General features: G+C 60.4%; 23 protein-coding genes and 4 pseudogenes. 12 read left to right on the top strand and 15 right to left on the bottom strand.

Going from position 1 to position 24,041, the window contains the following annotated elements; genetic code table 11:
• Positions 1 to 76 precede the first annotated feature (76 nt).
• Positions 77 to 985: a LysR family transcriptional regulator gene (locus FJ958_RS18785; RefSeq protein WP_140744684.1), complete on the top strand. Its 909-nt coding sequence runs from the start codon at positions 77 to 79 to the stop codon at positions 983 to 985.
• Here the strand turns inward: FJ958_RS18785 and FJ958_RS32030 are convergent.
• Positions 980 to 1,347, bottom strand: a pseudogene (locus tag FJ958_RS32030) (IS630 family transposase); the annotation flags it as partial. The gene FJ958_RS18785 and the pseudogene FJ958_RS32030 sit on opposite strands and share 6 nt — an antisense overlap.
• Between FJ958_RS32030 and FJ958_RS31615 the strand changes: the two are divergent.
• From FJ958_RS31615 to FJ958_RS18810, 6 genes are all read left to right on the top strand, one after another.
• On the top strand, positions 1,283 to 1,420 hold the full coding sequence (locus FJ958_RS31615) for a hypothetical protein (RefSeq protein WP_181176430.1): 138 nt from the start codon (positions 1,283 to 1,285) through the stop codon (positions 1,418 to 1,420). The pseudogene FJ958_RS32030 and the gene FJ958_RS31615 overlap by 65 nt on opposite strands.
• A 186-nt stretch (positions 1,421 to 1,606) precedes the next feature.
• On the top strand, positions 1,607 to 1,744 hold the full coding sequence (locus tag FJ958_RS31620; RefSeq protein ID WP_181176431.1) for a hypothetical protein: 138 nt from the start codon (positions 1,607 to 1,609) through the stop codon (positions 1,742 to 1,744).
• A gap of 6 nt (positions 1,745 to 1,750) precedes the next feature.
• Positions 1,751 to 2,167: a hypothetical protein gene (locus tag FJ958_RS18795; RefSeq protein ID WP_140744685.1), complete on the top strand. Its 417-nt coding sequence runs from the start codon at positions 1,751 to 1,753 to the stop codon at positions 2,165 to 2,167.
• A 163-nt stretch (positions 2,168 to 2,330) separates the two neighbouring features.
• Positions 2,331 to 2,933: a VTT domain-containing protein gene (locus FJ958_RS18800; RefSeq protein ID WP_140744686.1), complete on the top strand. Its 603-nt coding sequence runs from the start codon at positions 2,331 to 2,333 to the stop codon at positions 2,931 to 2,933.
• Positions 2,934 to 3,111: 178 nt separating this feature from the next.
• A complete protein-coding gene (locus tag FJ958_RS18805) occupies positions 3,112 to 3,582 on the top strand; it encodes a hypothetical protein (RefSeq protein WP_140744687.1) in 471 nt (156 codons plus the stop codon).
• Positions 3,566 to 4,801 carry a patatin-like phospholipase family protein gene (locus tag FJ958_RS18810; RefSeq protein WP_140744688.1) on the top strand — a complete coding sequence of 412 codons (1,236 nt, stop codon included), beginning with the start codon at positions 3,566 to 3,568 and terminating at the stop codon, positions 4,799 to 4,801. The genes FJ958_RS18805 and FJ958_RS18810 overlap by 17 nt, the downstream gene beginning before the upstream one ends.
• A gap of 763 nt (positions 4,802 to 5,564) precedes the next feature.
• On the opposite strand, the gene FJ958_RS18820 is transcribed toward FJ958_RS18810, so the two are convergent.
• Positions 5,565 to 5,861, bottom strand: coding sequence for a carboxymuconolactone decarboxylase family protein (locus FJ958_RS18820; protein WP_348642208.1), 297 nt, complete (start codon positions 5,859 to 5,861; stop codon positions 5,565 to 5,567).
• A 279-nt stretch (positions 5,862 to 6,140) separates the two neighbouring features.
• Here FJ958_RS18820 and FJ958_RS32035 point away from each other — a divergent pair.
• Positions 6,141 to 6,293: pseudogene (locus FJ958_RS32035) on the top strand (DUF3363 domain-containing protein); the annotation flags it as partial.
• A gap of 223 nt (positions 6,294 to 6,516) precedes the next feature.
• Here the strand turns inward: FJ958_RS32035 and FJ958_RS18830 are convergent.
• The 5 genes and pseudogenes from FJ958_RS18830 to FJ958_RS32430 all read right to left on the bottom strand — a co-directional run bounded on the left by FJ958_RS18830 (position 6,517) and on the right by FJ958_RS32430 (position 11,155).
• Entirely contained in the window at positions 6,517 to 6,951 is a 435-nt protein-coding gene (locus FJ958_RS18830) for a tautomerase family protein (RefSeq protein WP_181176432.1), read from the bottom strand.
• A gap of 58 nt (positions 6,952 to 7,009) precedes the next feature.
• Positions 7,010 to 7,867, bottom strand: a pseudogene (locus FJ958_RS18835) (beta-eliminating lyase-related protein); the annotation flags it as partial.
• A gap of 324 nt (positions 7,868 to 8,191) precedes the next feature.
• Positions 8,192 to 9,007: an AraC family transcriptional regulator gene (locus tag FJ958_RS18840; RefSeq protein ID WP_181176433.1), complete on the bottom strand. Its 816-nt coding sequence runs from the start codon at positions 9,005 to 9,007 to the stop codon at positions 8,192 to 8,194.
• A gap of 887 nt (positions 9,008 to 9,894) precedes the next feature.
• Positions 9,895 to 10,557, bottom strand: coding sequence for a glutathione S-transferase family protein (locus FJ958_RS18850; protein WP_140744694.1), 663 nt, complete (start codon positions 10,555 to 10,557; stop codon positions 9,895 to 9,897).
• 346 nt (positions 10,558 to 10,903) lie between these two features.
• Complete coding sequence (locus FJ958_RS32430; RefSeq protein WP_140744753.1) at positions 10,904 to 11,155, bottom strand: DUF1330 domain-containing protein; 252 nt, start codon at positions 11,153 to 11,155, stop codon at positions 10,904 to 10,906.
• Between the two features lie 172 nt (positions 11,156 to 11,327).
• Between FJ958_RS32430 and FJ958_RS18865 the strand changes: the two are divergent.
• The 3 genes and pseudogenes from FJ958_RS18865 to FJ958_RS18875 form a co-directional block, all read left to right on the top strand.
• Positions 11,328 to 11,777 (top strand): annotated as a pseudogene (locus tag FJ958_RS18865) (cytochrome c-type biogenesis protein); the annotation flags it as partial.
• 82 nt (positions 11,778 to 11,859) lie between these two features.
• Positions 11,860 to 13,533 (top strand): DUF882 domain-containing protein, encoded by a 1,674-nt coding sequence (locus tag FJ958_RS18870; protein WP_181176434.1) that lies wholly within the window; start codon positions 11,860 to 11,862, stop codon positions 13,531 to 13,533.
• A gap of 192 nt (positions 13,534 to 13,725) precedes the next feature.
• On the top strand, positions 13,726 to 14,328 hold the full coding sequence (locus tag FJ958_RS18875; protein WP_140744697.1) for a transglutaminase-like cysteine peptidase: 603 nt from the start codon (positions 13,726 to 13,728) through the stop codon (positions 14,326 to 14,328).
• Positions 14,329 to 14,916: 588 nt separating this feature from the next.
• On the opposite strand, the gene FJ958_RS18880 is transcribed toward FJ958_RS18875, so the two are convergent.
• Positions 14,917 to 16,071, bottom strand: a complete 1,155-nt coding sequence (locus tag FJ958_RS18880) for an OpgC domain-containing protein (protein WP_140744698.1) — start codon at positions 16,069 to 16,071, stop codon at positions 14,917 to 14,919.
• On the bottom strand, positions 16,043 to 17,680 hold the full coding sequence (locus FJ958_RS18885) for a thiamine pyrophosphate-binding protein (RefSeq protein WP_140744699.1): 1,638 nt from the start codon (positions 17,678 to 17,680) through the stop codon (positions 16,043 to 16,045). The genes FJ958_RS18880 and FJ958_RS18885 overlap by 29 nt, the downstream gene beginning before the upstream one ends.
• Positions 17,681 to 17,778: 98 nt before the next feature.
• Between FJ958_RS18885 and FJ958_RS32045 the strand changes: the two genes are divergently transcribed.
• Positions 17,779 to 18,033: a hypothetical protein gene (locus FJ958_RS32045; RefSeq protein ID WP_246679646.1), complete on the top strand. Its 255-nt coding sequence runs from the start codon at positions 17,779 to 17,781 to the stop codon at positions 18,031 to 18,033.
• A gap of 321 nt (positions 18,034 to 18,354) precedes the next feature.
• On the opposite strand, the gene FJ958_RS18900 is transcribed toward FJ958_RS32045, so the two are convergent.
• The 6 genes from FJ958_RS18900 to FJ958_RS18925 form a co-directional block, all read right to left on the bottom strand.
• Positions 18,355 to 18,837, bottom strand: a complete 483-nt coding sequence (locus FJ958_RS18900) for a hypothetical protein (RefSeq protein ID WP_140744700.1) — start codon at positions 18,835 to 18,837, stop codon at positions 18,355 to 18,357.
• Between the two features lie 31 nt (positions 18,838 to 18,868).
• A complete protein-coding gene (locus tag FJ958_RS18905) occupies positions 18,869 to 20,197 on the bottom strand; it encodes a tetratricopeptide repeat protein (protein ID WP_140744701.1) in 1,329 nt (442 codons plus the stop codon).
• An 87-nt stretch (positions 20,198 to 20,284) separates the two neighbouring features.
• On the bottom strand, positions 20,285 to 21,562 hold the full coding sequence (locus tag FJ958_RS18910) for a cyclopropane-fatty-acyl-phospholipid synthase family protein (protein ID WP_140744702.1): 1,278 nt from the start codon (positions 21,560 to 21,562) through the stop codon (positions 20,285 to 20,287).
• A gap of 206 nt (positions 21,563 to 21,768) precedes the next feature.
• Positions 21,769 to 22,503: a L,D-transpeptidase gene (locus tag FJ958_RS18915; RefSeq protein WP_140744703.1), complete on the bottom strand. Its 735-nt coding sequence runs from the start codon at positions 22,501 to 22,503 to the stop codon at positions 21,769 to 21,771.
• A gap of 20 nt (positions 22,504 to 22,523) precedes the next feature.
• Positions 22,524 to 23,318: an alpha/beta hydrolase gene (locus FJ958_RS18920; protein WP_140744704.1), complete on the bottom strand. Its 795-nt coding sequence runs from the start codon at positions 23,316 to 23,318 to the stop codon at positions 22,524 to 22,526.
• Positions 23,319 to 23,397: 79 nt separating this feature from the next.
• Positions 23,398 to 23,934, bottom strand: a complete 537-nt coding sequence (locus tag FJ958_RS18925; protein ID WP_140744705.1) for a carboxymuconolactone decarboxylase family protein — start codon at positions 23,932 to 23,934, stop codon at positions 23,398 to 23,400.
• Between the last annotated feature and the right edge of the window lie 107 nt (positions 23,935 to 24,041).

Below are 24,041 nucleotides of genomic sequence, written 5' to 3' on the forward strand. Positions count from 1 at the left end.
GACCGTTTGCGATAGTTGCTCATTCGAATTTCGTTGGGTAGCCTCATCGGACAACTAGAACAAATTCGGAATTCGAATGACGGACAAGCTGCGCGCGCTTTACGTTTTGGGCCGGGTGGCACGCACCGGAAGCTTCGGCGCGGCCGCTCGCGAGATGGGACTTTCGCAGCCTTCGGTGTCGCGAGTTATCGCCGACCTGGAACGAGAGATTGGCGCGGCGCTCCTTTCGCGTTCCACGCGTGCCGTCACGCTTACCGAGGCCGGGGTCCAGTACCTTGCGCGGATTGAACCCGTCCTGGCAGTGATCGAGGGGGCCGATCACGAGGCGCGAGGCACGGGTGAACTGAGAGGCGTGCTGCGCGTCGGAGCAACAACGAGCTTCGCTGTGCGTGAGCTGATCCCGCGCTTGCCGATATTCATGCAGCGCCACCCCTCGCTTCGCATCGACCTTGTCATCGCAGACAACCGTCAGGACCTCATCAATGAAGCCGTCGATGTCGCGCTGCGTTTCGGCGTGCTTGACGACTCCAGCATGATGGCTCGTAAGCTGGGTACATCGGCAAGAATGCTTGTGGCATCACCCGCCTATCTCGAACGTGCCGGCATCCCAAAGAAACCGGCCGACCTGTCCTCCCACGCATTGATCCTCGGCCCATCGGGCATGCGCCCCGACGGCTGGATATTTCGGTCGCAGGGCAAGTCTGTGTCTGTCCGTCTCGAAGGCCGCCTCAATATCTCGGTCAACGAAGCAGCGATCAGTGCAGCCATCGCCGGCTTGGGCATTGCTTCAACGTCAATCTGGGGGTGTCGCCAAGAGATGCAGCGTGGCGAGCTGGCGCGCGTCTTGGCCGATTGGGAAATGGGCACTGTCGATGTTCATGCAGTCCTTCCCGCGGGGGGCTCGTCAAAGCCGGCGTCACGAGCCTTCGTCGAGTATCTTTCCGAGACGATGACTACTATTAGCGGCTCTGCACAGGGATTATAACTCTTTGGTGATTGGCTTTGGATAGGCCTTGGCCATTTTGAGGCGCGCCTGTTCGGTCGAGAACATCCAATTGATGCCAGCAGCACCGCTGGCGTTTCGTCGGTCCTCGCAGGCGGTGACCTCGATGATCGTGTAGTCGCGGCTCTCGATGCCGCTGTCGAGGCACTGGCTGCGCAGCCCAGCCGCCGGAGGATGCGCCGCGCCTCCGAGGCCAGCAGGGGCTGGCGGAGCGCGGCGGGTGTGTGGGCCGACAGATTGTCGAGCACCACGCGGATGCGCCCGGCCTCTGGATAATGGATGTCGACCAGATCGCGCATGCATGAGGCAAAGTCGCCGGCGGCGCGCCGCGCGGTGACGTTCACCTCGGTGCGCGAGGCGATTCCGTCGAATTCGAGCTTGTTCTCCAAGGGCGTCCCGGTCAGTAGGATCGCGTAGGGGCTGTCGATGCGCTTCAAGGCCCGCGCCGCGAAGACCGCGATGCCGGTTATACCTGCATAGGCCTCGCGACCGCCCACCATTTGATACTTACAAGCATGTAAATGAGCCACCTAGGCATTAAACGGCTCATTTCGAAGCTATATGTTCACTCCCGTCAGCAACAACCAACACAGGAACGATATGATGTCTGCTCGTATTTCCATCCCCGCTGTCGAATCGGCCACTGGTGCGACCGCCGAAGTATTTGCGCAGATCAGGAAGGCTGCCGGCGACGCTCCCAACGCCTTCGCTGCGACCGGCGCTCTCGACGCCGGCGCCTGAAGTGTGATGTTCACCGCCCCGCTGCGCGTCCGCGTAGGCCTCTCGGAGGGCGAAGCGCAGCGTAAGGGTGTTTCGGTTCGCATCGCCAAGTTGCCGACGAGCAATGTCTTGCGCACGGAGGCGGCCGACGTAACCCAAGGCTTCATGAAGGTACTGGTCGGCGCGAATAATGATCGTATCCTTGGCTTCACCATGATCGCTTCCGAAGCCGGCGAGGTTATGGCCGCGATCCAGACCGCGATGCTCGCCGAACTTCCCTGTACGAAGCTGCGTGACGCTGCCATCTCGCACCTCACCATCGCCGAAGGCCTCGGCCCCTTTTCGGTAACGTTCCGCCACGGGCTGAGTCACCGCACCTCAAGGCATAAGGAGACTGGTTGCTGTCCGACATACGGTCCTGAGCATCCGAAATGGAGAACATGACCGCGAACCGTGACGGAGAACCTTCGAGTGCTAATCGCGCAAGCCGCAGCGTGCGTCGCCGTGATGCTGGCTATCGAGTGTGCCCAGCTTCGATATCCGACGACTAGGCGTATGTGGCGGCCACAGTCAAGCCAATGTTCGATATCCCACGAGGACAACGCCGATGACGGGCCTTACTGAGATGATCCTGCAATACGGGTTGCTGATCGTCTTCCTGAACGTGCTGTTGGAGCAGATTGGTCTACCGCTGCCAACCTATCCCACATTGATCGTTGCGGGTGCGCTGAGCATCAAAGGTGGCGCCGGCATGCCGGCAATTGTCGCTACCGCCGTCCTGGCGACGATGGCGGCCGATCTCCTTTGGCATTTCGCGGGCGCTCGTTTCGGACGGCGCATGCTGGGACTCCTATGCAAGCTGTCGTTGTCGCCAGACTCATGCGTTCATCGCACGGAGGCTACCTTTGAACGGATCGGGCCGAGAGCATTGCTCGTTGCCAAGTATATTCCCAGCGCCGGTCCGATTGCTGTTTGCATGTCCGGTGTTGTCGGGATGGGTCTGCCGCTTTTCCTGTTACTCGATTTCCTTGGAGCTGTGGCCTATATCGTGCTTCCCGTGGTCCTCGGGAGTATCTTCCACGACGCGATCGATCCGATCCTCGGTGCGTTTGCCAACTTCGGCATATATAGCGGCGTGGCATTAGCCGCTGCTTCCGCCATTTTCTTTTTTGTTCGGTGGAAACGACGGAAGCCTTTCCTTCAAGGTTGACAGCGCCGAGCGTCGGCTTGGCGGCTTCCGGGGCGGTTTTAGCAATGTAGGTGGTGAACGTGGGCAATCTGTAGGTTCCACAAGCGCGGCAGAATCGACAAACATCACGTCGACGGCATCCTTGCGGGGCTTCGGCGCCATGCCGAGGGCAACCTATGCGGCGGACCTGTGTCGGGCCATGGAAGCGCTCATTGTTGCCGCAAGGGAGCGGCTCGGATCCCGGCTTCCCGTTCTTGCGGTGGGCATGACGAGAGCTGCCGGCGAGGTGGTGTTGAGTGAGATCGGCCACGAGATACGACTCGAACATACCGTCGTCGGCAAAGCGGTGAACCTGGCCGACAAGCTCGAGAAGCCCACCAGGCAGGAAGATGTGAAAGCGCTTGTGAGGCAACGGACCTGTGAGCTCGCGATCGCGCAGGGCTACAGACCGCAGGGCAAGGTGGAGAAATTGCCCGGCCGATCGATTGAAGGCATCGCCGCTCCGGTCGACCCCGTCGTGCTGAGGATGTCGGGTGAGGAGCCGGCTCATGTTCCCCGCCAGGCAGGTGACTGCCCCGCGGATGCTGTTCGGACGACGTTGCTACTGCCGCCACTTTACAAAGGCGACAACCGATTCATAGAGGATTGCACACATGATGACCCGTCGTAAATCACTGTCTCGACCAGCATCTTTCGACCAGAAAGTTGCCCTCGTCCTGCAGGGAGGTGGTGCGCTTGGCAGCTATCAGGCCGGCGTCTACGAAGCGCTGGCCTCCTTCGACTATCTTCCCGATTGGGTGGCGGGGATCTCGATTGGCGCAATCAACGCCGCGATCATCGCCGGCAATGCGCCGGAGAACCGCGTTGCGCGTCTGCGCAGGTTTTGGGAGGAAATCACCGCACCGACAGCGTGGTGGCCCGCCGGCCTGACCGGGCCGTTGGCCACGTGGCAACAAAATACGAGCGCGTTTTCCGCTCTGCTATTCGGTCAGCCCGGCTTTTTTGCTCCGCACGCCCTCCTGGATTGGTTTTCACCGGAGAAGCCCATCAGCTACTACAGCACCCGTGCACTCAAATGCACGCTGGAGCGACTGGTTGATTTCGATCGCATCAATCATCCTGAAGAGACGCGCCTGAGCGTCGGGGCGGTGAATGTACGTACGGGTCGTTTTGCCTATTTCGACAGTGCGGAAATCTCCATCCGACCCGAGCATGTGATGGCGAGTGGCGCATTGCCGCCCGGCTTTCCTCCAATCGAGATCGACGGCGAGCATTACTGGGACGGCGGGCTGGTCTCGAATACGCCGCTCCAATACGTGCTGGACTACTATCCGCGCCGCAGCCGCCTGACCTTTCAGGTCGACCTGTTTCGGGGCTCCGGCCCGCTTCCGGGGAATCTCGAGGAAGTCAACGAGCGGGAGAAGGATATTCGCTATTCCAGTCGGACGCGGGTCAACACGGATGTCTTCCAGCAAAAACATGAAGTCCGCCACGCAATCAACGAGTTGCACAAAATCCTGCCGCCGGAAATCGCCAGAACGGAACAGGCTCAGCGGCTTCTTGCGTTCGGCTGCGTTACCGTGATGGACATCGTCCAGCTCATCTATCGTCCGCCGGAGCCGCAAGGCGCGTCGAAAGACTACGAATTCAGCCGAAGCGCCATGAACGACCGCTGGCAACGGGGGATGTCCGACTCCTCCACCACGCTGTGTGCCGCACCTTGGCTCACGCCGAAGCCGAGAGAGGTTGGTGTGCGTGTGTTCGACGTGATGCACGGCGTCCTGTTCGGAGGGACCCAGGCAAAGTCGACGGATGGCGATCGTGCAGGCACGCGGCCAACGCAAGGAGACCCATCGGAAAGGCGGCTGGTCAAGAACAAATCCGCGTGACAGGAGCCAAAATCGATGGACACCTCTGACGTGATCCAAAAGGCCTTCGCGATGCCGTTCACCAGCCTGTCCCTTCCAAGCGGGCTTGTCGGTGTGCGAGGCGGCAGCACCTGGTTGCCTCTTACCGGGCCGGTCGCGCGACGTCGGAGCCGCTTGAGTTCGGCGAACCGTTAGTGCGGTGCGAATTCATTTCATTGCCGCTTGCCCTCAGTGAACTGCGACTTCTATCCGTGCGGTCCTGTCAGGTTCATGCAGGACATGTCGACGGGCTACGGTGCCTTGGTGTGCCAAATCAACAGATTTTTGCGGAAGCCTTTGGACCGGCCCTTCGTCGATCGATGCCGGGTTCGTCCGCCACTTCATTTAGGCGTAAGGTGCGCTTCGAGAAGTCGCAAATCGAGGCCGTTCGGGAGCCCGGGTCGGGCACACTCTTGGATCTCGCAGAGCGCGTTGGCCTTGCGCCGGATTTCAACTGTCGCTCTGGCTCGTGTGGCGAATGCCGAATGCCCGTGGCGGCCGGCGAGGTCACTTACGATATCCAACCGACTTATCCCCCTGCGGGAGAAGCGTTGTTGTGTTGCGCGGTTCCTGCCCGGAGCGAATTGGGTGAGGGCGGCCCGGAGGTTGTTGACGCGTGGCGCTATCATCCAAACAGGTCGTCAGGCACGCGCGATGTGAGCTGGCGTCTGATTATCAGCGCGAGATACAATTAGGCGGCCCGACGTGTATCGGACCGCCTTCGGCAAGAGGACAACCGGCAGCCTTAGCTCGGGAACAAATGCGTCGCGTGCGTGATGGCGCCACCCGCTCGTATTGCAGCGGCCACAGTCGCTGCTTCAGCCAACTGTGGGTCCGTAGCCCCGGCCTTCCGCGCGGCCGCAGTGTGCAACTCCATACAATAGGGGCACTGAGTCGTGAGCGCGACCGCCACCGCAATCAACTGCTTGTTGAGTTCAGAGATCGCGCCATCTTGAAAAACGGCCTTGTCGAACGCCCAAAAGGCCTTCATCGACGCGGGAGCTCCCTCGTCGAGCTTCCACAGTTTCTTCAGCTTGTTCATATCGTGCATGCGCCCTGCGCAGCCATGAGGGGAACCGGGGATCATTGTGACGGCTCGACCGCCAGCTGGCCTCGGCAAATTGGGTGCCGCTTGCACAGGTCGGGTTCGGCCGAGAGGTGCAGGAGGCGATGGATCGGCGCCGACAAAGCCCCGTCGACATGGGCTACGCCACCCGGCTGTCCGATGGCGCGGTCGCGAGCCCCGCGCGACCTGTTTTAGCGCCTTGAGCAGGCCGAGGTCGCCCGCGTCGGCCGTAGGACGGCGGCCGAGCAAGGGCTCAGCTTCATTCAAGCCAAGCCGGGCGAATATATCAGCGGCCGGCATGCCGGTGCCGTCAACCTCGCCTCTGGCCGCTTCGCCATGGTCGACGACGGAGCCGGCTTCCAGCTCGTGCACTCGCACCACTCGAAAAGCCTAATCGGACAGCACATCACGGGGCTCGCTCGTGACAACGGCGGCATCGAATGGAGCTTCGGCAGAAAGCGGGGGGCTGGGCTTGTGAGAGCGGCTGGCTATTCGGGCATGCTGAAGGTCAGAAACGCGCCAAAGAACAAAGCGGACATAGGGCTTTTGGCCCATAAGCCCCCACAGCGGAACGCTGGTGTTGAGTGGTTGAACATGCCAGTGGCGGTCCGGGGCCTGGCGGGCAACGCGATCAGGAGGCCGACAAAAGTTTCTCGCGCAGGGCGCCAGGCAAGGTTTCGAGCCATTTTTCTTCGCCACCGGGTTGCGGCAGGATTGCACCCAACTCCGCAATATTTTCAGCCGGGATATCCGAAATATAGACCCATACGCTCTCTCGGGAGATTTGCAGGATATCGCTCGTTTCCCGCATGATCCGATGAAGGATGTTGGCCTTTTGCTCTTTGGTACGTCCGGATCGAATGTCGGCCCGTACCCAGATATCATCGACTGACGCCGCTTCACCGCCTCTGAAAAGTGATCCGGTCTCGACTTTGTAAAATATCACCTGAACGAGAAACCGAGGGGCCTTTGCTTCGGCGTGATGGATGGACGTGACGCTTTCGACAAGCTTCGCCCGTTGCTCGGCCGTCAAATCCTTGGCGGTGGAAAAAACGTAAGTCGGCATTGTCGTTCTCCTACTTTGCGGATGTAAGGTCGCGAAAAGACTCACGGACCGAGCGGCCTCAATAGCTGGCATTGCTCGCGGTATTCGAAGGCTTCTGGCTCATCGAATCGTCCTGCTGGGGAAGCGAGCGCAGCGTGGCAGCGATGATCTTCAGAGCGTCATCGACATCGCCCAGGGCGATGTCGAGATAGAAGACCGCCCGCACGGCATCGGCACCCGAGGGTAGCATCCATAGGCCGCGACGGTGGGCTTCATCGACGAAACGGCCGGCGCCGACCTTGGTCAGCCGGTAGCGGACAATGTTGGTCTCCACCGTCCTCGGATCGATGTCGACGCCGTCGATCTGTGCCAGGCCCTGGGCAAAGCGGCTCGCCAGCGCGTGGGTGTCGCCCAGCCGCGAGCGATGGTTCCGCAGCGCGTGGAGCGCGCCGGCCGGGATAATTCCGGCCTGACGGAAGCCGCCACCGAACTGCTGCTTGAAACGACGAGCCCGGGTGATGAAGTCCTTCGTTCCCGCCAGGCAGGAACCGACAGGCGCGCCAAGCGCCTTTGATAAGCAGACGCTGATCGTATCGAACGGTTCGGAGTAATCGGCCTCGGAAATGCCGGTCGCCGCAGTGGCATGCCACAGGCGCGCGCCGTCGAGGTGCAGCATCAACTGATGCCGGCGGCCGGCCGCCGCGACCGCCTGGATTGCTTCCAGGGGCCAGATGGAGCCGCCGCCGATGTTATGGGTGTTCTCCAGGCACAGCAGGCGCACCGGAGCCAGGACGTACGCGGGAAAGAATGGATGGGAAACGCCGATGGCCGCATCGAGGTCGGCAGCCGTGAAGATGCCTCGCACGCCGGGAAGAAGGCGTGGCAGGACACCGGAGAATGCAGCCGGGGCGCCGCCTTCCAGGACGTAAACATGGGCGTTTTTGGTCGAATAGCACCGCGTCGCCTGGCTGCGTGTGGGCCCGTATGGCGACCTGGTTGGTCATGGTGCCGGTTGGCATATAAACCGCATCCTCCTTGCCGAGGAGATCGGCCACGGCGCGTTCCAGCGCCTTGACGGTAGGGTCGTCGCCGTAGACATCATCGCCAACCTCCGCATTGGCCATGGCTTGCCGCATCTCCGGGGTCGGGCGGCTACAGGTGTCGCTGCGAAGGTCGATCATGGGCGTGCTCCAATTTCTGGCCCAAAGATACCGGAACCTTTGCGGCCGGTCTTGAACGCTATTGCAAGGGCGCGGTTTTTTCAGGCGCGGGAGAGGGTGCCCGGTGTGTAGCCGACGATCTGCCGAAAGATGCGGGTCATGTGGGCCTGGTCGGCAAATCCAACGGTCGCCGCCGCCGCCGCCAGCCCTTCGCCGCCTAAAATCAGCTGTTGAGCGCGTCGAACTCGGACCTGGCGCAAGTAGGCATGGGGCGGCAGTCCATAGACGGCCTTGAAGTGCCGCAGAGCTTGAAACCGGGACAGGCCGACGACATTGGCAAGGGCGGCCAGAGCAACCGGGCCTTGGAACTCAGTCTCCAACAGGTCCCGCATCGGGGCAACCGACTGTCGATCGCAGCGCATCTCTGGGCCGCTGCGCCGGCCGGCGTGATGCTCAAACGCGTGGCGGACAACCTGAAGAAAAAGGCTTTCCAGATGCAAGGGATCGGTATCGGATCGAGCGCTGAGCTCGTGCAGCCGCGAGAGGGCATGGGCCAAAGCAGCGTCGACGACACCCGGCCGGTGAAAGCTTGGCGTTTCGCCGGCCCCGAAGATGTCGGTGGCGGCGGTCCTCACAAGGCCAGCGGACGGATAGAGCATCCGGTAGCGCCAGCCTTCTTCCACCCCTGGCCAACCGGTATGGACGATGCCTGGGGAGATCAAGGCGACCGAGCCCATCGGAAAGTCGAGGCGGCGGCCATTGTCATAGGCGAACGCCTGACAGCCGCCGTCGATGACGCCGATGGCGAACTCATCGTGAAAGTGCGGGTCGAAGCGCAGCTCGTGATACTCCGCCTTGAGGAACAGAGTGTCACCCAGAGCGCTGCTCCGCCAGATTTTCGCGCGATCCTTCGGCATTGGTCCATCAGTGCGCCCAATCGCCCGGTTTGCCAATACATCTGTGGAACTTCGAACCGGCAGGACGAGGAAGAGGAGATGGCGCGTTATGGGGCCGTGACTACGAGAGTTGATCATAGCAGATGAACCAACTGCCCGTCTGGATTTGTCATTCGGGGCGAACTTCTGAACCTTATGCTTGATCTGAAGAAGGAATATGGGCTGACTTATGTGATCGTCAGCGTGACCGATCCGCCGAGTTACGGAACGCACCGGCGGTGATGTATCTTGGACAGATCGTTGAAAATCCGGCACGACCGACCTCTTCCGGCGCCCCCCGACATCGCTATACCGCTGCCCTTCTCTCGGTCCGAGCAGTCATCGACCCGGCTCGCCGGCAAAGCAGGATCGTTCTGCGCGGCGAAATCCGCAGCCCGATCAATTCACCCTCTGGTTGCCGCTTTCATACTCGGTGCCCGGTAGTGCGCAAGCGGTGCCGTACCGACGTTCCGCCCCTGGTGCATGACGACAGAGGTTTACTCCGTTGTCACTTTCCGCTCGTAGTGCCCGTCCATGAACGCCCGTTTTTCCAAACCTTACGGGCCTCCTTTGCCTGCTCAACCCTGTTCCTTTGCGGCGCGTGTTGGCGCGAAGCCTGCGCATCGCCGCAGAGAGGGCTGGTTTGCGGTTATGCGGGCGTGGGCCATCGGCCGGCCACTCGCCGGCGCGCCGCCGGAGCGTGGCCTGATAACCGGTTGATCTGAGGCGGGCAAAGAGGGCGAGGTTGTAACCCACCACCGAGGACTAAACACAGGTCTTGAAGTGGTCGATCTCTGGCTTTCGCAAAGAACACAGAAAGGTGGAAATGCGGCGCTGAAGGATAGGCAGTGAGCGGTGAGTGCCTGGCGTCATTTGCCCTCTCGTTCCAATCGCTCCCATTCGCCAGGATTGCGGCCGAACGGAAATGCCACATGCTTCTGAAACGCCGGCCGCTCAAGCAGACGTGAATGCCATGCTTCGATGTGCGGGAACGATGGGCGATCAATCTCAAGATTGAGGTAGCGAAAAGCCAGTGTGCCGAATGGAATATCCGCCATCGTGAGCGCGTCACCAACGACATAGCCGGCCTTGCTTAGTTGGTGATCAAGGATTGCCAGACCTTCTTCCGTAGCTTTCCGAAAGTTAGCAATACCCGGGGAGCGGCGGCTTGGTTCCGTCCTGACAATTTCCCAAAACAGATCAATGTAGGGAAGATAAAGCGTCGTCTTGTACCAATCCATCCATTGATCGGCGAGCGAGTAGCCGCGTTCAGTAGCAGGAAGCAGCAGACCGGCTCGGTCATAACATCTGCATAGGTACCGGACGATGGCGTTAGATTCCCAAAGGACGAAATCACCATCTTTTATTGTAGGAATTTGCCCATTTGGGTTCATCGCCAAATAGCCCGGTTCTTTCGTTCCACCGAAGGAGCCGCCCAAATCATGCCGAATGTGAGGGATTTCAAGCTCACCGAGAGTCCACATCACCGGCATGGCGTTACTCGCGTTGCGTCGGGCGAAAACCTCAATCATCTCGTCGGCATCCTTGGCTGCAGTATGTGATTCTATATCAGCCTATCGTCTTCGGCTGGCGGAGTAACCGACTTTTTCGATTTCCTAACCGGCGGCTCGGGTCGCGGGCCGCCAAGCGGGATTGTGCGTGGAGAAGTCACGGCCCCCCGCGCCTGCGGCGCTCTTCATTCCGACCCCGGATCATTATCTGCCTTTGCTTTACGTGCTGGGTGCCGGTCAAAGCCGTGACCCTGTGAACTTCCCGGTTGAGTGTGTCGATGGCGGATCGATCTCGATGGAGGCGGTATCTTGCCGAACCAAAACGATGCGCCCCTCAAGAGGAACGCGTCGCGGGTCCTGACGACCTTCAGCTCTCGTTAGGCTGCGGCCCATCATAGCCTTCGACGAGCACGAGGTCCGTTAGAGAAACATTTTGCCGCAACGCTTTCGCCTTAGCGTATTCGGGCGAGTTCCAACAATCGAGCGCGGTCAGATAGTCGCGGAATTCTATGACTATCGCTCGAGATCGTACCTTGCCTTCGGGAATATCCGGCCGGCTTAAGGCTGCCTTAAGCCTGCGAAGAAATCTCTCGCCGAAACCGCATGCGTGCGGGAGTATCTGGAGGAATTCTCGATGATTGCCGCGTCAACGCTTGACGCTCCGATGGAGATCCATGCCGCGGTTTACCGTGTGTGTCTTTGGTCCAGACGGCTTCCAAGGAGCGGCAACGAGCGCCGTTCGGGGGTCGCGTTGTGACGATTGAAGTCCGGAACAGGAGAACGGCCGCGCGATGAAGCAATTGGTGATCTTCATGGCATTGTTCATGGGCCTTGTGGGCCCAACATTCGCGGCCAACCCCGGCGAGAGGCTCACCGACCCGAAGCTCGAGGAACGTGCGCGAATGCTCTCAGCTGGATTGCGTTGTTTGGTTTGCCAAAGCCAATCGATCGACGATTCCGACGCCGACATCGCGCGGGACCTGCGTCTGCTGGTCCGCGACCGACTGAGCCAAGGTGATAGCGACGAGCAGGTGCTGCAGTACCTTGTCTCGAGGTATGGCCAGTTTGTTCTGCTAAAGCCTCGTCTTAGCGGCGAGACACTGCTGCTGTGGGGCACGCCCTTTCTGCTCCCTTTCGCAGCTGGCCTCTGGCTCTGGGGCGCTTCACGGCGCGCCGCCTTCGGACGGGTGGAATCCCTCACAGCTCACGAAGAGTCGCGCCTTCGGGAAATAATGACTGAGGCATCGGCCGACGCTGCGCCGGATGATGCCCGACGGCCTTCCGACCGCCGGCCCTCCACTGCCTTTGGCGTGGGTGACCTGCATGATGCATGACAAACGGCGGATGTCGGGTTGGCGAGCGAGGTTCCCGAGCGTGATTGCCACCGTCGCTGGCATCATCATCGCAGCCAGTTTTTTCGGCCTCGCATCGCAGGCATCAGCAGAAACACGTGCGCTCAAGCTCTATCATCTTCATACCGGCGAGAAGATGGAGATCATCTTCAAGCGGGACGGAAAATACGACCGTGCCGGCTTGCGCAAGATCAACCGCTTCTTACGAGACTGGCGGCGCAACCAGACCACCACTATCAGCCCCCGGCTTCTCGACCTCCTGTGGGAGGTTTACCGCGCGACCAATGCAAAGGAGTACATCAACGTTCTTGGCGGGTTCCGGGCACCCGAGACGAACTCTATGTTGCGCAGTCGATCGGCCTCATCCGGTGTTGCGGAACACAGCCAGCACATGCTTGGCAAGGCGATCGACTTCTACATTCCAGGGGTCCCGCTCGAGAAGTTGCGTGAGGCAGGTCTGAAGATGCAAATGGGCGGCGTCGGTTATTATCCGCGGTCCGGGTCTCCTTTCGTGCACCTCGACGTCGGTGATGCTCGCATGTGGCCCAGAATGAGCCGCCGGGAATTGGCGTCGGCCTTCAGAGACGGAAAAACGGTCTATATTCCGAGCGACGGCAAACCACTTCCCGGCTATGAAGAGGCGCTTGCATCATACCAACAGCGGTTGAAGTCGGGAGAACCAGCTGTCGGCGCGACCCGCGGACGGCCCGCGGCAAATCTGTTTGCGTCACTGTTTGGCGGTGGCAAGAGCGACCCCGACACGGTTGCAAAACGGCCTGCCAAGACAATTGCCGCCGCAACCGTCGTTCCTTCGGAAGGGGCGACAGCCGAGCCGAACACCAATGTCGCCTCGCGCTCCACCCCAGCTCCATCGTCGGACGGTTTCGAGGCAGCCGGAGATATCGCGAGGGTCCCGCAGCCGACGCCATCGCCTCGATCGGTCTCGACGCTTGAGACCGCCTCCGTTGAGCCTGGGCCGGTCTCGGCACGGCGGGAGATATCGGCCTCGCAAGCGGCGACAAAAAGTCCAAACTTCTTGGCTTACAACGGGCAAGTTCCGGCCACCGTCGCTGCAGAACCGTCGATTCAAATCGCAACAGTCCCTCTTCCGACCGAGCGTCCCGAACTGTCGGCGGGTTTCAATGATGCAACCGCGCGGAATATGCCTCCGGCTGTGGGCGGGAGCGATCCATTGGCCGCCCAGCCCCAACAGCCCACGCCACCGATTCCGCTGCCGCGACCGATGGCCGAAGAGAACGTCGTTGTTGCGGCCGTTCCGACGCCGCGGCCGAATTTCGCGAAGATGCCTGCTGAAATCGCGCTGGAACCCGGCAGCGGTCAACTGACGGGCCTTCGCAAATCGGCTCGTTATGCGGCTCAGGAAACCCGATCCTCGCGTCGCCGTGCAACTGGCGTCGAGGCGCTTCACGATCCGGGCGCGGCATTCGCCTGGCCCCGGCAAATCGACATCTCGCGGGAGCCAGCCGAACGGTTCGCATTCGCACCCGCCAATGATCGGCTCAGTGCCAAGCCCGCTCTGGTCCTCGCGCAGGGCTTCCATTTGAACGACACGGGACCTGCAGCCGACCACTTCACTGGTTCTGCCGTGCAGTTTCTCCCGGTTCGGCGCTTTGCCGTCAATTGATTGTCGAAATCAACGCATCCGCTACCGCCGAAATCTTCGGGACGCGTCATGGTCAGCCTTGCCGCTTAAGCCTGCCTTAAGGTGGATCCAGCACCTGAGTTTCAAAATCGCCGATCCGCGCACTCGCCGGGAGCCGTCGAGGCTGCGCCGCCCCGTCGCTCTCCTTTCCCTCCAACAGAACAGGAGACCAATATGACATCGAGCAGCGTGATGACCCTCGCAGCAAGCGTACTCTGGGCTGCTGCATGGGGAGTTGCTCATGCAGGTCCGGCAACCATGACGGCCACGGGAATTACAAGCACGCCGATCGGCGCCTATGAATTCTGCAAGACAAACCCGGCAGACTGCACCAACCCTGCTGGCGACGCCGGGCCGCTCATCCTTACGAAGGACCGCTGGAACGAGTTGCTCACGATCAATCATCAGGTGAACTCGACGATTACCCCGGAAACGGACGAACAGTTATATGGCGTCGAGGAACATTGGACGTATCCCCAGTCCGCGGGCGACTGCGAGGATTATGCATTGCTGAAGCGGAAGCTTCTGATCGAGTCTGGATTCTCACCATCCGACCTGCTGATGACTGTTGTGTTGCTGCCGAGCGGCGAGGGCCACGCTGTGCTCGCCGTTAGGACGGACCGGGGCGATTTCATTCTCGACGAACTGCGTGACAGCGTCCTCCTCTGGTCTGAGACGGAGTACACCTATCTGAAGCGGCAGTCGGCGGGAGATCCCACACGTTGGGTGAAGCTCCAGGACGGGCGTGCGTCAGCGGTGGGCAGTGTGAAACAATGACATAGCGTTCCGCAGCGAACGCTCGGGCGCGGCATTCACGGTGCGCCTGAGGGGGCTGATGGAGCTTCCCCGACGAATAGTCTCCTCGCAACGGCAGACGTTGAGCGGGGCCACGCGTGCCGGATCAAAGATTGCGTTCACACAGGTCATGTTCCGGAACGAGCGACACCCGGTATTTGGTCGCAATTTTTGCCAACATCCTCCTCCCGCGGCCGACCGCCCTGTAATCCCTCGTTCTTCGAGAAGTTCGGCGCCTCTACCATTGTGCGCCTGTGTGCCCGCACCGACCTGAAGGATCGCTGCCGCTCCGACACCCAATACTTCATCTCTTCGGCTGCTATGAGTGCTCAGCAGGCTGCAATGGACGTGCCCGGCCACTGGATGGTCGAGAAAGCTCTCCGCTGGACGCTCGACGTGACCTTCGCCCTCGACCTCGTCCCACTGTCAACGACAAGCCTCCATCAAGCTCAGGCGCAAAAAGGGCCAGTTGGGAGCACCGACTACCTCGACACCATCCTTGGCAGATTACCGCGTTAACCTAGATTCGATGCCTGGGCTGGCAGGCTTTTGATCGGTGACATTTTCACCTCACGATTTCCAGGGCGAGCTTCTGAACCAGCGGACGCAATAGGCGGTCGCGACGAGGATGCCGAAACCGAAAAGGTTTGCGGCGGCCTCAGTGGCGAGCGTGCGTCCTGTCCGGTCGAGAACGATGCCGATCGCCTGTGCGACAACCATGCCGGTGATGAAGGCAGCCAGCGACTGCTGACCCACGACTGTCAGGACCCTGACAAACGGACCGCGCAACAGCGATCCCTTTTCCCCGACAAGGTGGACCGCGACATAGCAGAGCGCCATGAAGTGAATGAAGCGCAATGCTCCGAATTTGGTCTTGTCGGTGAGGAAGAGAATGCTCTCGGCGGCATGCTTGAAGAACGGATACACCTCCTGGAACTGCACCCATGCAAACGGCACCGTGACGATGACGATCGCCACCGCAAGTGCCATGACGCGGCGGTCGTAAACGGGCGCCGGCAGGCTGCCGCGCATCAAGAAGAAACCAGTATAGAAGATGAGCTGCCAACCGAAGGGGTCGAAGAACCAGGGACGGTCCGACCATGGTTCCGCCGAAAGCATAGGATAGCCGATCTGCGCACCGATCCATAGAAGTGCCATCAGCAAAAGCGGGACCACGATGTGAAGGCGGCTCGCGAAGATCATGATCGGCATCAGGGCGAGCATGACCATGTACATCGGCAGGATGTCGAAATAATTCGGCACGTAGCGTAGCGTCAGCAAGCCGACGAGCAAATTGCCCGGATCCCGCATGAACGGAACCAGGTTGAGACTGTCGACATAGCTATTGCCGTAGGGTGTGTTGCCGGCCACCACCATAAGGGACGCGATCACCACGAAGACGGCGATATGAGCCCAGTAGATCTGCCAGATGCGTTGCACAACGCACGCCAGTAGCGCAATCGGGCCAGCACGATCGAAGGTCGAGCCGAAGGCGATGGCCGACGCCATTCCCGACTGGAAGACGAAAGTCTCGGTGGCGTCCGAAAAGCCGAACCGTGCAGGAATCCAAAGCGCCCACGCATCGTCGGGGATATGCGCGATCAGGATGATCAGCATGCCGACGCCGCGGAAGAAATCGAGCCGCGGATCGCGCTCGCGCTTTACCCGTGGTGCCGCATTCTCGATGACGACCAGATCAGAAGGCGTTTTCGTAAGCACGGGCATCAAACCTGCAGCAGACGAGGGTGAACCCTGGCCGCTCTCGCGCAGCCTCGAGCTCGTTGCGGAAATCATCGATCCTCTCCACGTTGACGCCGTGTCCACCGAAACCTTTGGCAACAGCGGCAAAATCAGTCTGACCGAGCGCGACCCCGGCCGCCGCAAGACCGGCCGAAGCCTGCTTTAGTGCGATAAGAGCCAGGCTTTGGTCCTGAAACACGACGATCGTCAGCGGCAGGTCGAGATCGCGTAGCGCCGCGAGCTCCCCGATCCCCATTTCAAGACCGCCGTCGCCCATGATTGCGAAGACGCGACGGCGGGGATCGGCAACCTTGGCGCCGATCGCAAGCGGCAGGGCGGCCGCCATCGTGCAAAATCCAGCAGACTGGAGGAGCGTTGACGGACGTTTCGCGACCCATTTCTGCGACAGCAAAATGCGGTGGGCGCCGCTGTCGACAGTGACCACCGCATCGTCTGCTGCATGCGATCCGAGCGCGTCAATGATGGCATGGGGACCCCAGGGTGCCCGCGTGGCGAACAGTTTTCGCAGCCTCCGTTTTGCGTCCGCCGGCTCTTCGTCCTTCCAGGTTCTCCGCGCCGCAAGGGCGCCGGAGAGAGCCTTGAGGAAAGGGCCAAGCTCGGCGATCATTCGAAGGCCAGCATGATGCATGGCGTGATCGGGGGCGGCCGCTGTGATCTCGATCAGCTTTTTTCCGCCGCTGCAGAAGTCCAGCCAGCCGAGACGCATCTCGATCGGATCATAGCCGACTGCAAGCACCAGGTCAGAGCGCTCGACGAGTTGCAGAAGGACGCCGTCGGCCAGTGGGGAGAGGCCGGCGCCTCCTAGCGACAGTGCATGGTCTTCCGGCACGGCCCCCTTTGCCTTGTAAGTCGTGATTACCGGTGCGCCGATCGTCTCGGCAAGCTGTCGCAAACCGTTGGCGGCATCGTCACGGGTCGCTTCCAGACCGGCGATGATCAATGGCCGCTCGGCGCGGTTGATCCGCCTTTTAAGAGTGGCGATGGCCGGATCGGCGATCGAGGTTTTGACCTTGATGAGCATGGGGGGCGAGACGATGCGGGGGCTGGGACATGCCGTCGCCGCGACCGTCGGTGACAGATCGAGGTGCACCGGTCCCATCGGCTCGGCGGTCGCAAGCGCGATGGCACGGGCAACAGTAGAGGCCGCGCTCTCAGGTTCGACCTCGAACGAAGCTTTGACGAGCGGCCGCAGGAGCTCGGCATGATCGATGACCTGGTGGGTGTAGCGTGCACGCGTGGCCCGATCGACAATGCCGGATATGACGATCAGAGGGACGTGCTCCTGCGCCGCATCGGCGATACCGTTGACGGCATTGGCAAGCCCTGGCCCCACGGTCGTCACCAGCACTTCCGGGTTCCTCGAAATCGCGTTTGCGCCGGCCGCCATGATGGCGGCAGCCGTTTCGTGGCGGGCGAGATGGAAGGAAATTCCGGCTGTCAGCAGCCCATCGATCAGGGTGACCACTTCACCGCCTGGCATGCCGAAGGCATAACGGACGCCATGGGCATGAAGGGTCGCCGAGACAGTGTCTGCGACTCTCGTCACGCGGTTTTTTTCCGGGCCTTCGATCATGCTGCTTCTCTCGTCAATTTGAATGGGAGGGAAATTGCCGGTATGCGGGAAAGCCTTTGGGCCTTCGACAGCACACCGGTTCGGAGGGATATCGAAACATGCTGCTGCGCCGGATCATGGCTTCGCTATGCCTGGGCGTTGCGCCCTGTAGCTTCGCCCCCGCGAGCCGCGGCGGCAGCACGGCCTGCATGGTCGACGGCGGCGACTACAGGATCGAGCTGCCGAACGACGGCGATGTGAGGGGCGTCTTCGTCTATTTTCACGGTTTCAAGAGCTCCGCAGAACTCCAGATGGGACAGTGCTATGCCATGTTATTTAATCCTCTCTATCTTCTTGACGACAACTTCTTCTAGACTATCAAAGAGCCAATCATCAGGATTCCTCTGTTCTCCCCAACATTCAAGAGCCTCTTTGATAAACCAAGATAGTTCACGACGTAGACCGATCAAGTTTGGTTCAATCTTCTTGAAAGTTAGAGTAACTTCATACTGTGGATAGCCTTTACAGGCATATTTTGAATCCTTAGGCATATCTTCCTCCATTCCAATTTCCAATGTCTTCGACGACCTGAAAACCCGCTAAGGCTCCATGCCGGACAAGACGGTTATCGGTGGATTTTCGATAGGCGCCTCGATGGCGTGGCGGCGAACCGACAAGCCCCGTCCACGGCATGGTCAGGGTTTGAAGGCGCGCACGGTAAACGCGACGATGGTGCCGAACAGCATATGCCCGACCAGCGACGCCCAGGTCAGCGGGATGAAGCCGAGAAAGGCCGGAAGCCCGGCGAAGATATGGGCCATCACATAGAGCGCGAACACCCACAGGCCTATTCCGAATCCGATGCCGGTCAGCAGCAATGGCAGGTTGGGGATGACCAGGCGCTGCAAAGGCCGGGCGATGAAGAGATAGGCGGTTGGATAGAAGACGATACCGACGACAGCATGGATCGCTTCCGCGAGCAGCGGGTTGTGGAAGCCGAAGACCGACTGCACGAGTGCGGCAGGCTCCAGCGGACCGCCGACCAAATAGGGCGTTATGAAGCGAGCCCAGATTTCCCAGGCGATATCGGCGGCAAGGCCGGCGACGATGATCGTCCTTGCCAGACCCCTCTGGATTTCGGGAAAGATACCTTCCTTGCGCATTTCCATCATAGACATTTCGCTGATCCTTAACGAGGTTTGGGCGGGTTCAGGCCGACAGCTTCAGATTGGTGGAGAGTTCAATCGAGTTGATCAGCCGGTCTTCGGCCTTGAGATTCTGGCGGACACGACGTATCCGCGAGACGCCGACGATATCGCCCCAGTTGCCGGCCGCCTTTGCAAGCGCCAGCACGAAAAAGTCACGCTGAGCGTTGCTTCCGCCGATCATCGGAAGAACGGCGACCATGTGCTCGAGCATCCGCCTGTCGGCGGGAGCGCCGACTCCCGACAGGACACTGGCCATCGGCACTCCGATTTCGGCGGCGACTCTGGCCTGATCGCCGCTCCCTGCCGCTTTTTCTTCAATCTGCGCCAGAAGTTCGGCAGCGCCTGCGCGTTCGCCGATCGCCACAAGCACCGCGAGATTATGGAGTGCCGCGAAGATCAGGGTTGCGTCCGTCCGCCGCCGCAAGGCTATCTCGGCGAGATCGCACCAGCGTGAGCCGACATTTACGCCCGTCTGGTTGAGGCGCCAAAGCAGTGAAACGGCATTGGCCATGTCCCGAAAGTCGTCGGTCTGCTGCGGGCGAACCTCCTCGTCATAGATCCGGAGCACGCGCTCATGATCACCCCTTTCAAGATGCAGGAGACCGAGGTGCCAGGCCATATGGAAGGAAAAATTGTTGCAGCGCGACCATGCTTTGCGGCTGTTCTCCAGCCACTCGATGCCTTCATTGGTCTGGCCGCGCATCTCGAAAACATGGGATACTGCGTGAAGACCCCAGGAATCGTCTGGCTGCAGCGCGATAGCGCGCTCACCCGCAAGCAAAGCCTCGTCGTACAACCCGTGCTCTTCAAGGGCGAAAGCATGGCAGCCGAGGAGGAAACCTGCGGCCGGGGTCGTTTGGTCAAGGCGTTCGACGACCCGCGTGCTCGCGGCGAGCATGCCTGCAGCGTCACCGAGCATGAAACGCAAGGCGTGGGAGATCTTGAACGGAAGGAACGTTGCCGGGCGGTCGGCGAACCCGTCATCAAGCAGGACCGCCGCTTTGGAGAAAGATCCCTCGACAGCCGCCTTCAGGGCGTCCAAAAGGACCCGCTCATCACAGGTCCCGCCCGATCGGTGCGCAATTGCGGCCTGCGCGTCGCAAAGTGCTGCGGCAGCGGGCGCAGCCAGTTCCGCGCGCGCCTGTATAACGTTGGCGAAGCCTCTGAGCACATGGGCCGCAACATGGTGGGGATCAGCAGCCAGAGCCACCTGAAGCGATTGAACGGCACTCTGCCGATGAGCCGCCAACCCGTAAACGGCGTCCTCGAAAGCGTTTTGTGCCTCAACGTTGGCCGTGCTGCTTAAGAGTTCATATGCATCGCGTTTCACTCAATCGGCTCCTTGGAATCATGCGAACGGACCCGAAGGCCTGCAACAACCTTCGGCTGGTTGGCGGAAAACGGAAGAATCCGCTGGTTACGGCTGGACAACCTCACGTTGGCGAGCCGGTTCAAAGGCAGGAAGCTTGCCAAGGGACGGCATCTTCAGCGAAGGCCCTCGTTCGGCATCAAACATGTAATCGCGCGACAGGGGGAGGGCTGCGAGCTTCCGTGTCAGTTGAAGCTGCCAGTTCATGTGCCCCATTCTTCGGAAAGCCAGCTCGGAGCCGATCAGATAGAACTCGAACATGCGGCAGAACCGCTCATCGTAGATCTTGGCCAGCGTCGAACGATGCGCGGCGAAGCGTTGGCGCCAATGTTCGAGCGTCTTTGCATAATGGAGGCGAAGGACTTCGATGTCCGTCGTCCAAAGTCCGGACTTCTCCACGACCGACAAAACCTCGGAGAGCGCGGGGGAGTATCCCCCCGGAAAGATGTATTTGGCGATCCATGGGTTCGTGCTTCCTGGACCATCGGCCCTTCCGATGGCGTGGATCAGCGCAATCCCGTCCTCCTTGAGCATGGAGCGGACAGCGTCGAAAAAGGTCTTGTAGTGGTTGACACCAACATGCTCGAACATGCCAACGGACACGACGCGGTCCACGGGTTTCTTCCAGTCCCTGTAGTCCATCAGCTCGAAACGGACGAGATCGCTGAGACCGGCTTCCTGCGCCCGACGTGTCGCCCCCTTCAACTGTTCTGTCGACAGTGTCAGACCCGTGACGCGCGCGCCGAATTCTTGCGCGAGGTAGAGCGCCATGCCTCCCCAGCCACAACCGATATCGACAACCTCGAGTTCGGGACGGTCCAGCTTCAGTTTCGCCGCGATGTGCCGTTTCTTCTTCATCTGGGCCTCTTCAAGCGTTTCGTCGCCCTGAGTAAAATAGGCGCAGGAATACTGCTGATCCTCATCGAGCATCAGTGAATAGAGCCTGGCATCCAGATCGTAGTGGTGCGCGACATTCCGCCTGGAGCGGTCTGCGGGGTTGAACTGGTCGAGGTGGCGGCGAAACCATCTGACCTTCTCCATGAGCTTGTCCATCGGGTGTTGGCCGCCGTCCATGGAGTTCATCGCGAGGAAATCAAGGATCTCGAAGAGATCTCCGGAGACAGGTTCGAGGTCTCCATCCATGTAAGCCTCGCCGAGCGCCAGACCCGGATTGAAGAACAGACGACGCTTCGCCCGCGCGGTTCGGATCTTCAAAGCCAGCTGCGGATTCTGGCCGCTTCCATAGGAGCCCTGCGATCCATCGGGATAGAAAACCGTGAGCGTTCCGATCTTGATAAGTCGCGCCAGTGCTACCTCGAGAAACATTGCTCTTCCTGTTTTTTACCACATCATCCAACAGAGGCCGTCGATGGCCCGGCGCGACGCGTCGATCAAGGTCCGATGGACTCTGACCCATTCACCGATCGGCATGAGAATGCATCACAACGAATCATCCCCCGCACTTCGACAACTCAAGCTCGATGTTCGGTGGTACTGTTGGGTAAGGCACATGACGGAACGCGTGACCCCTCTTAGCCGGCTAACGCGAGCTGCACCGAAGGGTCCGGAATGACCACGATCGGACTACCGTCACGTACCTGCGCGTAAAGATGGATGACGTCCTGGTTGAGAAGACGGATGCATCCAGAGGAAACGGATTTGCCTATCGAACGCGCTTCGGGCGTGCCGTGGAGGCGGTAGAACGTGTCCTTCCCATCTTTGTGAATGTAGAGCGCGCGCGCTCCGAGAGGGTTTTTAGGGCCCGGATCCATTCCGCCATTTGCGACGCTGTATTGCGCGAGCTCAGGCTGGCGCGCCACCATGGAATCCGGCGCTGTCCAGCGGGGCCACTGCCGCTTGTACGCAACCACGGCGCGACCTGACCAGGCAAAGCCCTCCCGACCGACCCCAACGCCGTAGCGAACCGCGCGTCCGGCCGCTTGGACGTGATAGAGGAATTTATTAGGGGTATCGACGATCAGTGTTCCGGGCATCTCTGTCGTCGGATATTCAACATCCTGCCGCCAGAGGCGTTGTTCGACCACACCGACGTCCACGGACGGCACAGGGAAAGGTTCGTCAGGAAGCGCTGCGTACATGAGTGGCGTGATGGGGGCGGCAGCGGGCGCAGATGCCGGGGCTGCGGCGGTAGCGCCAAGGCCATGTCTGGCCGGCTGTGTTGCGACACAGCCGGCCAACGTGAACGCGCCCGCACCGACGAAAAGAGTGCGGCGCGCGATCGGACTAAGGTTCTCGCGTGAAGGCATGAGGAAAATGGTCCTTTTCGTCAATAATCAGAGAGAGATTCACGGCCTGTACCAATTGGCAGATAGCGGGTTGCCCAGGTTGAAATCATTGCCGCCGCGTAGTCGGCATCCGGCTTGCGCGTCAGCAAGTGGTCGGCGTCATCCAATGAGACAAAGGTCTTCGGGTGCTTGGCGGCAGCAAATATGCGTGCGGCGTTGTCGATGCCGACAGTGCCGTCTCGCGGCGCATGAAGGATAAGCAAGGGGCGATTAAGGTCGGCAATCGTCTTCGTAAGATCATGTTGCCGCAGATCGGAAACGAAGCTCTTTCGCAGCACGAACGATCGGCCGCCGAGCATGACCTCCGCCTGTCCTTTAGTGACAATCTTTACGAGGCTAGCGGAATCGAACAGGTGCAAGACGTGTCTGACGTCAGACGGAGAGCCGATCGTCGCGACGGCCTTCACGCTCGCGATCGTACCGGCGGCTGCGAGCACCGCGGAACCGCCGAGGCTATGTCCGACGAGAAGGGACGGCGCCGTTCCGGCGGCCGTCATTGCCCGGCGGGCAGCGATAAGATCGTTGACGTCGCGAGCAAAGGTGGTATCCGCGAAGTCTCCACCGCTTGTCCCCAGCCCGGCAAAGTCGAAACGCAACACACCGATCCCGCTTGCGGCAAGCGCCCGCGATATGCGTGATGCCGCCAGGCCGTCCTTCCCGCAGGTGAAACAATGGGCCAGGATTGCCCAGCCCCTCGTAGACCCTTCGGGCAATTCGAGCCGACCGGAGAGCGTATATCCATCCGCTCCGGGGAAATCGAAGATCTCTGTAGCCACGACTTTCTTCCTCAAGCGGTATTGCGGCGCGGTTCGATCGGTGGGCGCTTTTGAATATGCGACCACCGATTGGGGATGATCAGACAGCGGGCATGTCGATCGTCGTGTCGTTGATGCGGTTGAAAACGTTGGTGAAGACCGTCACGGCGATGGCAAGGCTGATTTCGACGAGCTGTCCGTCGGTGTAGCCGGCGTCCTTGATGGCGTGGAATGCGGGTTTACTGATGGTTCCGCTGGTGCGTTGCAGGTTGCGGACGAAACGGACGAGGGCATCGCGCTTTGCATCACCCGTCGGTTCGCCGGCACGGATATGCCTCAGCACTTCCGGCTTGAGACCGGTCATCTTGCCGAGCATGCTGTGGGCGGCGACACAGTAGTCACATCCGGCTACTTCGCTGACGATCAGCTTGATCGCTTCCAGGTCCTGCTTGCCGAGCGTGCCGCTAGAAAGCACACCGTCAGCTTGGAGGATCGACTTCAGTGCGGAAGGGCCGAGCGAGCCGATCGCGGCGAAGGTGTTCGGCACGCCACCGGCAGCCTTCTTGATCTGAGCGAAGAGTTCGGCGGTTGCGCCGGTGGCGGCATCAACGGCGGGGGTGGAAATACGAGAAGTCATTGTTGGTCACTCCTTGGTTGGAACATTGTTGACAGGAGTGAACTTACGAATGTAGTTTGAGTTGGTTAATGCTATATTTCCTCAACAATATGCTAATTCGTCTCATA

It is taken from the genome of Mesorhizobium sp. B2-3-5 (assembly GCF_006442395.1).
In the GTDB taxonomy this organism is placed as follows: domain Bacteria; phylum Pseudomonadota; class Alphaproteobacteria; order Rhizobiales; family Rhizobiaceae; genus Mesorhizobium.

Excerpts from the sequence above, each read along its gene's own strand:
- FJ958_RS18785 (WP_140744684.1), top strand. The coding sequence starts at position 77 with ATGACGGACAAGCTGCGCGCGCTTTACGTTTTGGGCCGGGTGGCACGC.
- FJ958_RS31615 (WP_181176430.1), top strand. The coding sequence starts at position 1,283 with ATGTCGACCAGATCGCGCATGCATGAGGCAAAGTCGCCGGCGGCGCGC.
- FJ958_RS31620 (WP_181176431.1), top strand. The coding sequence starts at position 1,607 with ATGTCTGCTCGTATTTCCATCCCCGCTGTCGAATCGGCCACTGGTGCG.
- FJ958_RS18795 (WP_140744685.1), top strand. The coding sequence starts at position 1,751 with ATGTTCACCGCCCCGCTGCGCGTCCGCGTAGGCCTCTCGGAGGGCGAA.
- FJ958_RS18800 (WP_140744686.1), top strand. The coding sequence starts at position 2,331 with ATGACGGGCCTTACTGAGATGATCCTGCAATACGGGTTGCTGATCGTC.
- FJ958_RS18805 (WP_140744687.1), top strand. The coding sequence starts at position 3,112 with ATGGAAGCGCTCATTGTTGCCGCAAGGGAGCGGCTCGGATCCCGGCTT.
- FJ958_RS18810 (WP_140744688.1), top strand. The coding sequence starts at position 3,566 with ATGATGACCCGTCGTAAATCACTGTCTCGACCAGCATCTTTCGACCAG.
- FJ958_RS18820 (WP_348642208.1), bottom strand. The coding sequence starts at position 5,861 with ATGAACAAGCTGAAGAAACTGTGGAAGCTCGACGAGGGAGCTCCCGCG.
- FJ958_RS18830 (WP_181176432.1), bottom strand. The coding sequence starts at position 6,951 with ATGCCGACTTACGTTTTTTCCACCGCCAAGGATTTGACGGCCGAGCAA.
- FJ958_RS18840 (WP_181176433.1), bottom strand. The coding sequence starts at position 9,007 with ATGCCGAAGGATCGCGCGAAAATCTGGCGGAGCAGCGCTCTGGGTGAC.
- FJ958_RS18850 (WP_140744694.1), bottom strand. The coding sequence starts at position 10,557 with ATGATTGAGGTTTTCGCCCGACGCAACGCGAGTAACGCCATGCCGGTG.
- FJ958_RS18870 (WP_181176434.1), top strand. The coding sequence starts at position 11,860 with ATGATGCATGACAAACGGCGGATGTCGGGTTGGCGAGCGAGGTTCCCG.
- FJ958_RS18875 (WP_140744697.1), top strand. The coding sequence starts at position 13,726 with ATGACATCGAGCAGCGTGATGACCCTCGCAGCAAGCGTACTCTGGGCT.
- FJ958_RS18880 (WP_140744698.1), bottom strand. The coding sequence starts at position 16,071 with ATGCCCGTGCTTACGAAAACGCCTTCTGATCTGGTCGTCATCGAGAAT.
- FJ958_RS18885 (WP_140744699.1), bottom strand. The coding sequence starts at position 17,680 with ATGATCGAAGGCCCGGAAAAAAACCGCGTGACGAGAGTCGCAGACACT.
- FJ958_RS32045 (WP_246679646.1), top strand. The coding sequence starts at position 17,779 with ATGCTGCTGCGCCGGATCATGGCTTCGCTATGCCTGGGCGTTGCGCCC.
- FJ958_RS18900 (WP_140744700.1), bottom strand. The coding sequence starts at position 18,837 with ATGTCTATGATGGAAATGCGCAAGGAAGGTATCTTTCCCGAAATCCAG.
- FJ958_RS18910 (WP_140744702.1), bottom strand. The coding sequence starts at position 21,562 with ATGTTTCTCGAGGTAGCACTGGCGCGACTTATCAAGATCGGAACGCTC.
- FJ958_RS18915 (WP_140744703.1), bottom strand. The coding sequence starts at position 22,503 with ATGCCTTCACGCGAGAACCTTAGTCCGATCGCGCGCCGCACTCTTTTC.
- FJ958_RS18925 (WP_140744705.1), bottom strand. The coding sequence starts at position 23,934 with ATGACTTCTCGTATTTCCACCCCCGCCGTTGATGCCGCCACCGGCGCA.